Origin of the sequence: Bacillus ectoiniformans (assembly GCF_016908875.1) — a bacterium.
In the GTDB taxonomy this organism is placed as follows: domain Bacteria; phylum Bacillota; class Bacilli; order Bacillales; family Domibacillaceae; genus Bacillus_BX; species Bacillus_BX ectoiniformans.
The window spans coordinates 188,100-201,963 of the sequence record NZ_JAFBES010000005.1 but is presented as its reverse complement, the minus strand read 5'-3'; the positions used below and the strand labels follow the sequence as shown (position 1 = coordinate 201,963).

Here is a 13,864-nt window from a genome sequence, read left to right as displayed (position 1 = left end):
TTCATAAAGATAGTGTTTGGTTACATTCAGGTATTTCTTATCCCTCGTTCATTCTTTATATTCACTTAATCAGGTGTCTTTACACTCGCTCCTGTTTCTTTACATTCACTGCCGCTTTCTTTTCACTCAATCAAAAAAACCGGATCAAATTGCCCATGTCAACACGGGCATTTGATCCGGTTTAATTTAAAGTCTATCCTTCTTACACTTGCGGTTCGTCGCTCCACTCTTTTTTCTCTTTTCGAGTAAGTAAAGAGCCTTTTTTCTTCAGTTCTTTCTTCTTCCACACGAGCCATAGCTGTGCCGCGATGAAAACAGAAGAGTACGTTCCCGCAATTAACCCGACTAATAGGGCCACAGAGAAGTTGCGAATGGATTCACTGCCTAACAGCAGCAAGGCCACAACAGCAATGACAACCGTTAATACGGTATTAATCGAACGTGTAATCGTCTGGCGTAAGCTCTGGTTAACGACTTCATCCAGTTCTTCTGGCATTTTAATTTTGCGTTTCTTCGCCATGTTTTCACGGATACGGTCAAAGGTAACGATCGTATCATTAATGGAATAACCGACAATGGTCAATACCGCGGCGATAAAAGTGATATCTACTTCTAACCGCGTCAGGCTGAAGAACGCGATAATAAAGAAGGAATCGTGCAGCAAGGCCACAATGGCTGCAAGCGCCATATAGACTTCAAAGCGCAGCGTGACATAGAGGATAATCCCTATCGATGCAATCGCCAAAGCTTTCATTGCGTTTTTCGCCAGTTCTTTTCCGACAATCGGTGATACGGTGCTTACACTTGGCTCACTGCCATATTTCTTAGAAAAATGCGCTTTTAAATCGGCAATTTGATCTTTCGACAATGCTTCTTTAAAGCGGGCAACACCCATATCTTTATTGTCTCCTGACAGCACAATATCGTCTGTAGACAAGCCTACTTTCTCTAAATCTTTAGAAACCGCCTCTTCTGTCAGCGGCTGCTTGGACATCATTTCCACACGCGTACCGCTTGAGAAGTCAATGCCTAAGTTTAATCGGAAGACCGCTAATATGATCAATCCAGCCGTAATGGCAATGATCGATGCGGCAAAAAACTTGCGGTGAACCTTAACAAAATCAAATCCATCAAATTTCGTCGGCAAGTCCAGTGTGTCGTAGCCTTCTGAAATATCTTTAATCTCTTTCTTGTTCACTCCAAACAATCCTGGCTTGCCTTTCAGCCAGCCGCTTTGGACAAATAGCCCTAAGAATAGACGTGAACCCCAGATTGCTGTGATAAAACTCATGGTGATACTGATGATCAGCATCGTCGCAAATCCTTTAACTGAGCTTGTCCCGAAGAAGAACAAAACAGCTCCAGCAAGAATCGTCGTAACGTTGGCATCTAGAATCGTTAAAAATGAGTTTTTATTTCCTGCCTGGAAAGCGGCGCGAATGGTTCTGCCCACTTTAATTTCTTCTTTAATCCGTTCATACGTAATGATGTTGGCGTCCACTGCCATCCCAACCCCAAGAATAAGGGCGGCAATACCAGGAAGCGTCAGCACACCATTCATTAAATCAAAGATTAATAGAATCAAGTAAATGTAAATAGATAAGGTAATCGTTGCAATAAGACCAGGTAAACGGTAATAAAACAGCATAAACAAGAAGATAATCGCGATGCCGACAATTCCGGCAAAAATCGTTTTGTCTAATGCTTTTTCACCAAATGATGCACCCACGGATGTAGAGTAAATCTCATCCAATTTAACCGGCAATGCTCCTGCTTTAAGCAGTGACGCCAGGTTTTGTGCTTCTTCGATTTTAAAGTTTCCTTCAATGGTTACTTCATCCGTATTGAAGACTTCACTTACATTTGGTGCCGATAAGAATTTAGGATCTTTCTTTTGAATCTCTTTTTGGAAGGAATCTTTTCCCTCTTCAAAATCAAGCCAGATGACTAACTGGTTATTAGGTGCCATGCTGACAATCTTTTCAGTTACTTCTTTGAATTTCTGTTTATCTTTCAGCTTGATTGCTACATTCGGCTGACCTTGTTCGGTGAAAGACTGGGAAGCCCCTCCTTGAACGAGATCAGATCCGTCCATCATCAGTTTATCATTGACATCCCTGAATGAAAGATTAGCCTGTGTGGATAATAGCTCTCGTGCTTGGCTTTGATCTTCTACTCCAGCAAGCTGCACGCGTATGCGGTTGCCTTCTTCAATTTGAATGCTTGGCTCGCTTACACCCAATACGTTGATCCGTTTATCAAGCGCATCTGCAGTGTCTTTCACTGATTCTTCCGTGATCTTTTGCCCCGGTTTTGCTGGCTTTACTTCATATAAAACTTCGAACCCGCCTTGGAGATCGAGCCCAAGCTTTATATCTTTCACAATGTCCTTCGCCGTAAGCCCAATGCCGCTTGCAATTAATAATACAATCAGGAAAAAGGCTACGATCCGGCTGCGTTTTACCATTATGTAAGTTCCTCCTTATGGTCTAGCCGACCTGCTAAAAATGATAAATTCCTTCTTTTTTCAAAAAAAATTCTGGTAAAGGCCTACCAGAATTCCTTAACAAAACTATTATGAAGCAGAAAATTACACCTGTCAATTTTTCGGATAAAGCAATTCCTGCAGTTCTTCTTGATTCACTTCCTCCAGCCAATCAGGTGAACGAAACGCTTCTATGGTCGCATAATTCATAAAATCTCCAGGCTTCATTGAAACAATATCAGAAACCAAACTGTACATATGTACTCCTTCAACAGGCTTCTTCCATTTTTTCTTAAGCAAATAATCCCACAAAGACGCAATATCAATTGTTCCGTATTCCAATAAACGGAACTCTTCCACCTTGCTCGTTAAAGCCGGCAGCAGCTGATGAAAATACTGTTCGTAAGGGTGTTTTCCCGCCATCAATCCCCATCCCCTTTTTTATTGTATTTACTTTTAAATCAGCAGTCTTCTTACCTTCACCTGCAAAAGAAATGATTAACCTGTCATGCTTGCCCACATTTCTGGCATATATATCATTGTAAAGCAAATTATTACTTTTGAGAAGGCAGGGGGAAAGATGTCGAAGTTTTTAAAAGGCACAATGATATTAATGGCAGCCATATTTATTACAAAAATCCTCGGCTTTGTCAATCGGATGGTTGTAGCAAGGATCATAGGAGAAGAAGGCGTCGGCCTATTTATGATGGTTTTTCCAACGTTCATTTTAGTTGTCACGATCACGCAGTTCGGATTGCCTGTCGCCATTTCAAGGAGTATAGCGGCAGCCGATGCTTCTGGTGATACAGCGAAGATGAAAAGAATACTCGCCGTTTCTCTTGCCATTACCGGCGGCTTGTCACTTATCTTTACTCCCTGCCTGATATGGATGGCTCCTTATTTATCAAAAGTGTTATTTACCGATCCGCGCACATATTATCCATTAGTGGCGATTGCGCCCGTCATTCCGGTCATAGCGATTTCCTCTGTGTTAAGGGGGTATTTCCAAGGCAGGCAAAATATGAAGCCCGCCGCTGTCTCACAAATTATTGAACAGCTAGTCAGGATCTTTCTTATTTATATACTAGCCAAGAAATTTCTGCCTTACGGGGTAGAATATGCAGCAGCAGGAGCGATGGCTGCCACTGCCTTAGGAGAATTAGCCTCGCTTGTATATTTATTAATGATGTTTAAGATCAGTAAAACATTTCGCATCCGCCGGCGGTTTTTTACATCCATCCATTCCGGGAAGGAAACCTTTCGCGAATTAATGGAAGTCGCCCTGCCATCCACAGGGAGCCGAATGGTGGGTTCGCTGTCATGGTTTTTTGAACCCATTGTTGTGACACAGAGTCTGGCCATCGCAGGCATCACCGCCGCGGTTGCTACAAAGGAATACGGGATTTTAACCGGCTATGCTTTACCAGTTATGTTTTTGCCCTCCTTTGTCACTTTGGCCTTATCCACTTCTCTCGTTCCGGCGATCAGTGAGGCCTATACGAAAAAGCATTATCAAACATTAGAACATCGGGTGCAGGAAGCACTCCGCTTTTGCCTTGTGACAGGGGGACTGGCCGTACTGCTTCTTTATTTATATGCGGAACCTTTAATGTACTTTATGTATAACTCCGAAAATGGCGCCCGCTTTATCCAGCTGATGGCCCCGTTTTTCTTATTTTATTATTATCAGGGACCGCTTCAAGCTGTCCTGCAGGCGCTGAATTTAGCCAATGCGGCCATGATTAACAGTTTGATTGGAGCGGCAGTCAAGCTTGCGGTTATCTTTGCTTTCGCTTCGCAGCAGCAGTTTGGCATCTACGGGGCCGCACTCGGAATGGCTTGCGGAATCTTGCTCGTTACCCTGCTCCATCTAGCGGTCGTCTTTAAAACAATTTCAATGACGGTCGATATGCGCCAGTATGGAAAGTTCTTAGTTGTCTTGTTCTTAACTCTTATGGGCAGCCATTGGATCAATCAATCTTTCTTGTCCGGGCAGCATTCAGCTCAGTCATTAGTGGCAGGGCTAGGAATCACAGCCATCATTTATTCTGTTTTATCGATCCTGTTTGGTCTGATTACTAAATCTGATCTGACGAGGCTCCCTTTTGTGAAAGTAAAGTAAAGCATTCACTCTCAATGATTATTCTCGTCAATAAAGAAAGTGCCATTATGGAAGCTGCAAAAGGAAATAACGGAGAGATCTAAGTAGCCGCGCTCAGCTAAATTGCTCATCAGCCATTCTTCGGTTTGGCGGATTTTTTTCAAATGCTCATACTGAATGTCGCCATCAATAATGAGCGGCAGCGTAAACGAACCTTTTTCTTTCTTATCTTTCTTTAAGATCGACAGGCTCCCAGATGTTTCTAAAATGGCAAATTCTACATCATCTATATGCCGAATGTCTTTTTCTCGTAGCTGCAGGAGCAAATCATGAAAGTTATATCGCTGCCTTCTCATGGCCTGTTCATCAATTTGGCCATTATTAATAATAATTTCGGGGCGGCCGTCAATGATCTCACGAAACTTTTTACTTTTTAATGAAGCATAGGCAAATAGAATCTGAACCCCTACTAACAGAAGAATCGGAAACAAAGCTTGCATGAGCGAGGTCTCTGGCTGCTCTATGGCTACAACTGCCATTTCGCCGATCATAATGAATACAACTAAATCTAAAATACTTAACTCGCCGATCTCTCTTCGGCCCATCAGCCGGAATACTAATAAAATGACAATGTACAAAAACAGCGCACGAAATCCGATTGTCCAATAAACCATTTTTTCTCCTTTCATGGTTAAGGGATTTACATATAGTATGAGTCAGCATCTTAAAATCATGAAATAAAAACAATGGAAAATAAGGAGGATATTTTAATGAAGTCTTTCTCAAACAGCGTCATGTATGGAACAATGGCCGTATTTACTTTAGCCTTTATGTGCAGCTTGCTTTTTTCCCTTATCTTAAAATTCAGCTCTTTTAATGAATCTTCTCTCTCTATGGCCATTACTTTAGCTTCGTTTCTCTCTCTGTTTATTGGAGGGGCGATTGCCGGAAGCAAGTCTGGAAGAAAAGGCTGGATTACCGGAGGATTAACGGGGATTCTTTATAGCCTGATCCTTATACTGTACCAATTTCTCGGTTATGATTCTTTGTTTAAGTGGGAACAAATGGTTTATCACATTTGCTTCATCGTCACTGCGATGATGGGAGGCGTGCTTGGCGTGAATTTATCGAAAGGAACCAAGCAATAAATCCATCAAAAAAGGAACAGCCAGTTACCGGCTGTTCCTTTTTCGAATTAAAACGCTGACTTTTCCACTACTTCACGAACCGCTGAACGATCGTATGTAAGACGGCTGCCATCTCCGCATTTAATCACGACAGATCCTTCTTCGATCGCATCGATAAAGCCATGAAGACCGCCAATAGTTACGATCTTGTCGCCTTTTTGCAGATTATTTTGCATTTCCATTACAGCTTTCTGACGCTTTTGCTGCGGACGGATCAGCAGGAAATAAAATAAAGCAAACATCAATACTAACATCAAAATTGATTGCATTGTTTGTTTCACCCCTTTCTAAAGCAACCGGAATTAGAAGTTTTTCGCATCCGGACGATTGAAGCCGTACTTCTCAAAGAATTCTTCTCTAAAATCGCCTAAGCGGTCTTCTCGGATCGCTTCTCTTACTTGTTCCATTAATTTTATCAGAAAATGAAGGTTATGGTAAGTTGTAAGCCTAATTCCAAACGTCTCATTCGTGCGAATCAAGTGACGAATATAAGCACGGGAATAATTCCGGCAAGTATAGCAGTCACAATTTTCATCGAGCGGTCCAAAATCACGCGCAAACTTAGCATTCTTCACGACTAAGCGCCCTTCACTTGTCATCAGCGTTCCGTTTCTCGCAATACGAGTCGGAAGCACACAGTCAAACATATCGACGCCTCTCATCGCCCCGTCAATTAATGAATCTGGAGAACCAACACCCATTAAGTAACGAGGTTTATCAGAAGGTAAGTATGGAGTCGTGAAATCAAGTACACGGTTCATGACATCTTTCGGCTCACCGACAGACAGTCCGCCGATCGCATAGCCAGGAAAATCCATCGAGACTAGGTCGGCCGCACTTTGACGGCGAAGATCTTCATATTCCCCGCCTTGCACAATACCGAATAATCCTTGGTCTTCCGGACGCTTATGCGCTTGTAAGCATCTTTCCGCCCAGCGAGAAGTCCGTTCCACAGAACGCTTCATATAATCATATTCTGCAGGGTATGGCGGACATTCATCAAATGCCATCATAATATCAGACCCTAGATCGTTTTGAATCTCCATCGCTTTTTCAGGAGACAAGAACAGTTTATCTCCGTTCAAATGATTGCGGAAGTGCACGCCTTCTTCTTCAATTTTACGGAATTCACTTAAGCTGAATACTTGGAATCCGCCGGAATCGGTTAAAATCGCGCGGTCCCAGTTCATAAATTTATGAAGTCCGCCCGCTTCCTTAATAATATCGTTTCCTGGGCGCAGCCATAAATGATACGTGTTGCTTAGAATAATGTTCGCACCCATTTCTTTTACATCTTCAGGTGACATCGTTTTGACAGTAGCTAATGTTCCAACCGGCATAAATACTGGCGTTTCAAAGCTTCCATGTGGTGTGTGAACTCGTCCCAAACGAGCACCGGTTTGTTTACATGTTTTAATTAATTCATATTTAATAGCTGACAAAATCTGCAGCTCCTTCCTGTTCTCTTGCTGAATTTTACTGCAACGGTGTTAATAGATGAACATAGCGTCGCCAAAGCTGAAAAAGCGGTAGCGTTCATCTACAGCTTCCTTATATGCCTTCAGCACATTTTCTTGTCCGGCAAGTGCACTGATCAGCATAATCAATGTCGACTTCGGCAAATGGAAATTGGTGATCATCCCATCAATCGCTTGGAAAGTAAACCCCGGATAAATAAAGATATCGGTCCAGCCGCTCGCCGCTTCCATTTTCCCGCCATGATCTCGCGCAACTGTTTCAAGCGTGCGCGTGGAAGTGGTTCCGACACTAATGATGCGTCCGCCTTTTTCTTTCACTTCGTTAATTAAACGCGCGGTGCCTTCAGTCACTTGATAAAATTCAGCGTGCATATCATGTTCTTCAATGCTGTCAACTGAAACCGGACGGAATGTGCCGAGCCCTACATGCAAGGTAATGAAGGCAATATGCACACCCATTTCTCGTATTTCTTCAAGCAGCTCTTCCGTAAAGTGAAGGCCCGCTGTCGGAGCCGCAGCAGAACCGCGTTCTTTCGCGAACACCGTTTGATAACGGTCTTTTTCTTCGAGCTGTTCTTTAATATAAGGAGGCAGCGGCATTTCACCCAGTTCATCAAGCACTTCATAAAAGATGCCGTCATATGAAAACTCAAGAATCCGTCCACCGTGTTCTTTTTCACCGACACAAACCGCTTTCAGGCGGCCGTCCCCGAATTCAATCGTACTGCCGGTCTTAATTCTTTTCGCCGGTTTAACGAGCGTTTCCCATTGATCGGACGCTTCCTGTTTTAACAAGAGCACTTCAATTTTCGCGCCTGTATCAGCTTTCAAACCGTACAGTCTTGCCGGGAGCACGCGCGTATCGTTTAACACCAGACAATCGCCAGGCTTAAGATAATCTGTAATATTCTTGAACACGGAATGCGCAGTTTTGCCGCTTTCTTTATTTAATACCATTAGCCGGCTTGTCGCACGTTCTTCTAAAGGAGTCTGTGCAATCAGTTCTTCCGGCAGGTCGAAATCAAAATCTTCTACTTTCACTTTCTTCACCCTTACTTCACTATGTTATTTCCATTTGCCGATTAGATAAAAGATCAAAGATAACACGACGCTTAAAAGAATCGATGTCATAATCGGAAAATAAAACGAGGTATTGCCTTTTTTAATATAGATATCCCCGGGGAGCTTGCCAATTTTGATAAATTGCATGAGGAGTCCAACGACAAATATAATGACACCTACCATCATCAGCGTTTTGCCAATTCCGCTCATTCTGTCGGCACCTCCATCTGAAAATGCCGATAGACTAGATCACTGACAATGCGGCCTCTTGGCGTTCGCTGTAAAAACCCAATTTGCAAAAGATAAGGCTCATACACATCTTCAATCGTAACGGCCTCTTCCCCAATGCTTGCGGCAATCGTTTCAATGCCGACAGGACCTCCGCGGAATCGTTCAATGATCGCCTTCAGCAGTTTATGATCAATATGATCCAGTCCCATACGGTCGACCTGTAAAAGTTCCAATGCTTCATCAGCTATACCATGCGTGATAATACCGTCACCTCTAACTTGAGCGTAGTCTCGGACTCGCTTCAGCAGCCGGTTGGCAATTCGCGGTGTTCCCCTTGAGCGTCTGGCAATTTCTGCAGCGCCTTCAGGAGCAATTTCCGTTTGGAAAATATCCGCTGTTCGCATGACGACTTCCTTCAGCTGTTCCTCACTATAATACTCAAGCCGTGATAATACGCCGAAACGGTCGCGAAGAGGGGCGGATAATGAGCCTGCTCTAGTAGTCGCGCCAATGAGCGTAAAGGGCGGCAAGTCTAAACGGACGGACCTTGCACTTGGGCCTTTGCCGATCACGATATCGAGACAATAATCCTCCATGGCCGGATACAGCACTTCTTCAATCGAACGCGGCAGCCGGTGAATTTCGTCAATGAACAGAACATCCCCAGGTTCAAGCGCCGTCAGTACAGCTGCCAAGTCTCCTGGCCGTTCAATCGCGGGACCGGCTGTCGTTCTCAGCTGCACGCCCATTTCGTTGGCAATGACGGCGGCAAGAGTGGTTTTACCCAGACCCGGAGGACCGTATAACAGCACATGGTCGAGCGTTTCTTCACGCTGCCTGGCCGCTTCAATAAAAATTTCGAGATTATGTTTGACTTTATCCTGCCCAATATATTGCTTGAGCGTTTGCGGGCGCAGCGATTGCTCTTCGTAGACTTCTTCCATCTCTGCACTTCCAGATACAAGCCGGTCTTCCATCGCACGATCCCTCCCTTAACATCAGCCTTTCAACAACAGCTGCAGGCCTTTACGGATATATTGATCTGTTGTCATTTCTTCCTCTTTTAGCTTGTTCGTAATTTTTTTGATCTCCCTTGCCGAATAGCCAAGTGCTTCTAGTGCAAGCAAGGCTTCATCAAGCTCCGCAGTGACGGACGCTTTCTTTTCACTTTCCTCTGCATTAAATAGGTTCGGGAAATACTCAGGCACGACATCCTGCAGCTTGCCTTTTAAATCAAGAATCATTTGGCGTGCCGTCTTTTTCCCGACACCAGGAAACTTCGTAAGGAACCCTTCATCTTCCTGCTCAATCGCGGTGATCACCTGCTGGGGTTCCCCGCTCGCTAAAACAGCTAAAGCCCCCTTTGGTCCAATCCCTGACACAGAGATCAGCTTTTCAAACATCCGCTTTTCTTCAATGTAAGCGAACCCGTATAATGCCAGTATGTCTTCTCGCACATGCTGATACACATATATAGTAATGACCTGTTTTTCACTTTTTGAAAACACAAATGGATTAGGCGTCAGAATTTGATAGCCAATGCCGCCGTTTTCAATCACGACATACTCAGGACCTACAAATTCTACACTGCCTTTTATATACTCATACAAATGCTCTCTCTCCTTTAAACACTAACCTCCATTTTATCATACCATTCCTTCTGAGTGGGGAAAACAAATACAAATGCGCACTTTTTTCTGACTCATCAAACCAAATAAAAAAGGTCTTCACGGAAAACCGCAAAGACCTTTTGACTTTCATTCATCTTACTTCACAGGCTTCTTTAAGACGCCTACCATAACAGCGGTTACAATTGCACCGACAGCTACAGCAAGAAAGTATAGAAGTGGATTGCCGTTCACAATCGGGAAAACGAACAAACCGCCATGAGGAGCAGGAAGTCCAATTCCAAAGATCATCGTTAACGCGCCGGCTACCGCTGCCCCCGCTACAACAGAGGGAATCACGCGTCCCGGATCTGCTGCAGCAAATGGAATCGCTCCTTCTGTTATAAAAGAGGCTCCCATGACATAGCACGTCTTTCCCGCATCTCGTTCTTGCTGAGTAAATTTCTTCTTAAATAACGTAGTCGCAAGCGCCAACCCTAAAGGAGGCACCATTCCCCCAGCCATAATAGCAGCATGCGGTGCGAAATTTCCTGCATCAATCATAGCAATGCCGAATGTAAAGGCTGCTTTATTGATCGGACCGCCCATGTCGATCGCCATCATTCCGCCAAGGATCAGTCCAAGCAGCACCAAGTTTCCTTTGCCCATCTCTCCTAACACGCCCGTCAGCCATTCGTTTAAGGCTTTCACTGGATCCATGACGATGTAAATCATAATTAGTCCCGTTAATAAAATACCAAATAGCGGATAAAGCAGAACCGGTTTAATGCCATCGAGCGATTGTGGCAGCCCTTTGAACACCCGTTTCAATCCAAGCACCAAATATCCGGCTAAGAAACCGGCAATTAATCCGCCAAGAAAACCAGCACCGCCATTTGCCGCCATAAACCCGCCGACCATTCCCGGTGCAAAACCAGGACGATCCGCAATACTCATAGCAATAAAACCAGCAAGAACAGGAATCATTAAGGCGAAAGCATTTCCGCCGCCAATATCCATTAATACTTTCGCTAATGGATGATAGGAAGGATCATCCGGCTTATGCGCTTCGATGCCGAAAATGAAAGATAGAGCAATAAGAATTCCGCCGCCCACTACGAATGGAAGCATATTCGATACACCGCTCATTAAATGCTTATAAAACCCGCTTCGTTCTGCTGGAGCTGCTTTATCTTCTCCGCCAGCTGATCGGTCACTCTTATAAATGGGCGCGTCTTGTTTCATGGCCTGTTCGATTAATTTTTGAGGGTTTCGTATTCCTTGAGCCACCGGCACTTGAATCACATGCTTGCCGTTAAACCGCTCCATATCGACTTGTTTATCCGCAGCGACTATAATAGCGGTCGCATCAGCTATATCCTCTGCTGTCAGTCCATTTTTCACACCGCTCGAACCATTCGTTTCCACTTTAAGATTGACATCCATTTCTTTCGCTTTCGCTTTCAAAGCATCTGCCGCCATATACGTATGAGCAATGCCGGTTGGACAGGCGGTAACAGCAAGAATTTTCGCCTGATTACCTGCTGGCGCCGCCTCTTCCTCTTGCACCTCTTCACCTTCTTCTGCATCAAAAGCGGCGAGGATCTCTTCTTCGCTTTCTGCCTGATCCAATTTCGCGCGAAAATCAGGATTCATTAAAAAAGAGGATAGACTGGACAACGTTTCTAAATGGGTATTGTTCGCTCCTTCAGGGGCAGCGATCATAAAGAACAAATGACTTGGCTGACCATCAAGCGCTTCATAATCAATACCTGCTTTGGAACGGCCGAACGCTATAGCCGGCTCTTTTACGGCAGCTGTTTTGGCATGTGGAATCGCAATTCCTTCGCCGATTCCCGTTGTGCTCTGGGCTTCTCTCGCCAAGATCGCTTCTTTATATGCTTGCTCATCATCCAAGCGCCCGGCCTTGGCCAATTTGCTGACTAATTCATTAATAACCGATTCTTTGTCCGTTGACTGCAAATCAATAATCATCGTGTCTCTTTTCAACAAATCAGTAATTTTCAAGCTTATTCCCCCTGTTCTAAGATCGTCACTTGCACATCCTGAAGCAACTCTTCTACCTTTTCCTTCGTGCATAAATCATCTAAAAAAGCCGTGGCACTTCCTGCAGCTAGACTAAATAAAAAAGCTGTCTCTACCGGTGCGTTCTTGGCCAATTGACTGACAAAGCCCGCCACCATCGAATCTCCTGCCCCCACTGAGTTTTTTACTTTTCCTTTTGGAGGAACAGCATGCAGAACCGATTGAGCGTTCAAATATAAAGCGCCTTCACCTGCCATTGAAACGAGCACATGCTCAATCCCATCGGCAACCAGCCTTTTTCCAAGTTCAACCGCTTTCTCTACAGTCGTTACTTCGGTTTGAAACAGTTCTCCCAGTTCATGATGATTAGGCTTAATCACAAAAGGCTTGTAAGGCAATAATTCTTTCAGCGCCTCGCCGCTTGTGTCGAGCACTACTTTGCACCCTCTATCTTTCGCTGTTTTCATTAAAGAGGCATAGTAGTCTTTCGGAAGAGAAGGAGGAATGCTGCCTGCTAGAATTAATACATCATTCTCGTGTAACTGAGCCACTTTTTGCACCAGCTGTTCCGCTTCTCCCTCAGTAATGGCTGGACCCTCACTATTGATTTCCGTTTCTGCATCCGTTTTCATTTTTACATTGATTCGTGTCTCGTTTTGTATGGGTGAGAAATCGTGTGTAACACCTTCTTGATCCAGCGCCTCTTTGATAAAGCTTCCAGTAAAGCCGCCTGCAAAGCCAAGTGCCGTATTCTCAACGCCAAGCCGGTTTAAAACCCGCGAAACATTGATCCCCTTGCCTCCCGCATAAAAGTGCGTTTCTGAAGAACGGTTTAAGCTGCCAAGCTGGAAATCTTCTACTTTGACGATATAGTCAACAGAAGGGTTCAATGTACATGTATAAATCATGGATTCACTACCTTTATTGTTGTTTGATCTTGATAGACTGTAAGTAATTCCGAATCTACCTCGTCCGTCAATATTGTTCCTGACTTTAAGCTCGCAATATATGCGAACGTGCTTTGATTAAATTTAGAGCTGTCAGCCACAATAAATACTTCCTGAGACTGCGTAATCGCTTGTTTCTTTATAAATGCTTCTTCCGGATCTGGCGTTGTCAGCCCAGATTCATAATGAATGCCGTTGACCCCTATGAAGCATTTGTCGAAATTATATTGCTGGAGACCAAGCCATGCGCCCCGGCCAATGAACGCCTTCGTTTTTGGCTTAAGCATTCCGCCTGTCATATAAGTCTGAATCCCCCGTGATAATAATGATTCCACATTTGTTAATCCATTGGTGACAACGGTTACATCATTTGCTTTTATAAAAGGAATAATCTCTAATGTCGTGGTGCCTGCATCTAGATAAATGCAGTCGCCATCTTGGATCAGACTTGCCGCGTATTTGGCAATTCTTTTTTTCTCATTTAAAAACCGAGCCGATTTTTCCATCATACTTAGCTCATTTCGCTTTTGAGAAACAGAGGCAGCACCGCCATGCACTCGTTTTAATTTTTTTTCTAATTCAAGCTGGCTTAAATCCCGTCTGATCGTTGACTCAGACGAATTAGTCGCTTCAGCTATCTCTTGAATTTTGACAATTTCTTTTTCTTTCAACAGCTGCAAAATAATTAAATGTCTTTCCTCTGTGAGCATCGACTTCATC

The 13,864-nt window shown here is 44.0% G+C and carries 14 protein-coding genes; 2 read left to right on the top strand and 12 right to left on the bottom strand.

Annotated elements, in window-relative coordinates; genetic code table 11:
- Nucleotides 1-202: 202 nt before the first annotated feature.
- Together secDF and JOC78_RS09490 are read right to left on the bottom strand one after the other, a co-directional pair.
- Nucleotides 203-2,467: a protein translocase subunit SecDF gene (gene secDF, locus JOC78_RS09495; RefSeq protein WP_204554551.1), complete on the bottom strand. Its 2,265-nt coding sequence runs from the start codon at nucleotides 2,465-2,467 to the stop codon at nucleotides 203-205.
- Nucleotides 2,468-2,599: 132 nt separating this feature from the next.
- Nucleotides 2,600-2,908, bottom strand: a complete 309-nt coding sequence (locus tag JOC78_RS09490; protein ID WP_204554549.1) for a post-transcriptional regulator — start codon at nucleotides 2,906-2,908, stop codon at nucleotides 2,600-2,602.
- A 157-nt stretch (nucleotides 2,909-3,065) separates the two neighbouring features.
- Here JOC78_RS09490 and spoVB point away from each other — a divergent pair, with 157 nt between their 5' ends.
- Nucleotides 3,066-4,607, top strand: coding sequence for a stage V sporulation protein B (gene spoVB / locus JOC78_RS09485; protein WP_204554547.1), 1,542 nt, complete (start codon nucleotides 3,066-3,068; stop codon nucleotides 4,605-4,607).
- A gap of 11 nt (nucleotides 4,608-4,618) precedes the next feature.
- On the opposite strand, the gene JOC78_RS09480 is transcribed toward spoVB, so the two are convergent.
- Nucleotides 4,619-5,260, bottom strand: a complete 642-nt coding sequence (locus JOC78_RS09480) for a DUF421 domain-containing protein (RefSeq protein ID WP_204554545.1) — start codon at nucleotides 5,258-5,260, stop codon at nucleotides 4,619-4,621.
- Between the two features lie 96 nt (nucleotides 5,261-5,356).
- Between JOC78_RS09480 and JOC78_RS09475 the strand changes: the two genes are divergently transcribed.
- Nucleotides 5,357-5,734, top strand: a complete 378-nt coding sequence (locus JOC78_RS09475) for a TIGR04086 family membrane protein (protein ID WP_204554543.1) — start codon at nucleotides 5,357-5,359, stop codon at nucleotides 5,732-5,734.
- 47 nt (nucleotides 5,735-5,781) lie between these two features.
- Here the strand turns inward: JOC78_RS09475 and yajC are convergent, their stop codons facing one another.
- From yajC to JOC78_RS09430, 9 genes are all read right to left on the bottom strand, one after another.
- Entirely contained in the window at nucleotides 5,782-6,042 is a 261-nt protein-coding gene (gene yajC / locus JOC78_RS09470; protein WP_204554541.1) for a preprotein translocase subunit YajC, read from the bottom strand.
- A 33-nt stretch (nucleotides 6,043-6,075) separates the two neighbouring features.
- Complete coding sequence (gene tgt, locus JOC78_RS09465; protein ID WP_204554539.1) at nucleotides 6,076-7,215, bottom strand: tRNA guanosine(34) transglycosylase Tgt; 1,140 nt, start codon at nucleotides 7,213-7,215, stop codon at nucleotides 6,076-6,078.
- A 48-nt stretch (nucleotides 7,216-7,263) separates the two neighbouring features.
- Complete coding sequence (gene queA, locus JOC78_RS09460; protein ID WP_204554537.1) at nucleotides 7,264-8,292, bottom strand: tRNA preQ1(34) S-adenosylmethionine ribosyltransferase-isomerase QueA; 1,029 nt, start codon at nucleotides 8,290-8,292, stop codon at nucleotides 7,264-7,266.
- A 24-nt stretch (nucleotides 8,293-8,316) separates the two neighbouring features.
- Entirely contained in the window at nucleotides 8,317-8,523 is a 207-nt protein-coding gene (locus tag JOC78_RS09455) for a DUF2905 domain-containing protein (protein WP_204554534.1), read from the bottom strand.
- On the bottom strand, nucleotides 8,520-9,521 hold the full coding sequence (ruvB, locus tag JOC78_RS09450; protein ID WP_204554532.1) for a Holliday junction branch migration DNA helicase RuvB: 1,002 nt from the start codon (nucleotides 9,519-9,521) through the stop codon (nucleotides 8,520-8,522). The genes JOC78_RS09455 and ruvB overlap by 4 nt, the downstream gene beginning before the upstream one ends.
- 21 nt (nucleotides 9,522-9,542) lie before the next feature.
- Nucleotides 9,543-10,154 (bottom strand): Holliday junction branch migration protein RuvA, encoded by a 612-nt coding sequence (gene ruvA / locus JOC78_RS09445; RefSeq protein WP_204554517.1) that lies wholly within the window; start codon nucleotides 10,152-10,154, stop codon nucleotides 9,543-9,545.
- Nucleotides 10,155-10,310: 156 nt separating this feature from the next.
- Complete coding sequence (locus tag JOC78_RS09440) at nucleotides 10,311-12,179, bottom strand: PTS fructose transporter subunit IIABC (protein ID WP_204554515.1); 1,869 nt, start codon at nucleotides 12,177-12,179, stop codon at nucleotides 10,311-10,313.
- A 2-nt stretch (nucleotides 12,180-12,181) separates the two neighbouring features.
- Entirely contained in the window at nucleotides 12,182-13,105 is a 924-nt protein-coding gene (gene pfkB / locus JOC78_RS09435) for a 1-phosphofructokinase (protein WP_204554513.1), read from the bottom strand.
- Nucleotides 13,102-13,854 (bottom strand): DeoR/GlpR family DNA-binding transcription regulator, encoded by a 753-nt coding sequence (locus JOC78_RS09430; protein WP_204554511.1) that lies wholly within the window; start codon nucleotides 13,852-13,854, stop codon nucleotides 13,102-13,104. The genes pfkB and JOC78_RS09430 overlap by 4 nt, the downstream gene beginning before the upstream one ends.
- Nucleotides 13,855-13,864 lie beyond the last annotated feature (10 nt).

What these genes read in the sequence shown, in the direction of transcription:
- secDF (WP_204554551.1), bottom strand. Translation starts at nt 2,467, where the DNA reads ATGGTAAAACGCAGCCGGATCGTAGCCTTTTTCCTGATTGTATTATTA.
- JOC78_RS09490 (WP_204554549.1), bottom strand. Translation starts at nt 2,908, where the DNA reads ATGGCGGGAAAACACCCTTACGAACAGTATTTTCATCAGCTGCTGCCG.
- spoVB (WP_204554547.1), top strand. Translation starts at nt 3,066, where the DNA reads ATGTCGAAGTTTTTAAAAGGCACAATGATATTAATGGCAGCCATATTT.
- JOC78_RS09480 (WP_204554545.1), bottom strand. Translation starts at nt 5,260, where the DNA reads ATGGTTTATTGGACAATCGGATTTCGTGCGCTGTTTTTGTACATTGTC.
- JOC78_RS09475 (WP_204554543.1), top strand. Translation starts at nt 5,357, where the DNA reads ATGAAGTCTTTCTCAAACAGCGTCATGTATGGAACAATGGCCGTATTT.
- yajC (WP_204554541.1), bottom strand. Translation starts at nt 6,042, where the DNA reads ATGCAATCAATTTTGATGTTAGTATTGATGTTTGCTTTATTTTATTTC.
- JOC78_RS09455 (WP_204554534.1), bottom strand. Translation starts at nt 8,523, where the DNA reads ATGAGCGGAATTGGCAAAACGCTGATGATGGTAGGTGTCATTATATTT.
- ruvB (WP_204554532.1), bottom strand. Translation starts at nt 9,521, where the DNA reads ATGGAAGACCGGCTTGTATCTGGAAGTGCAGAGATGGAAGAAGTCTAC.
- pfkB (WP_204554513.1), bottom strand. Translation starts at nt 13,105, where the DNA reads ATGATTTATACATGTACATTGAACCCTTCTGTTGACTATATCGTCAAA.
- JOC78_RS09430 (WP_204554511.1), bottom strand. Translation starts at nt 13,854, where the DNA reads ATGCTCACAGAGGAAAGACATTTAATTATTTTGCAGCTGTTGAAAGAA.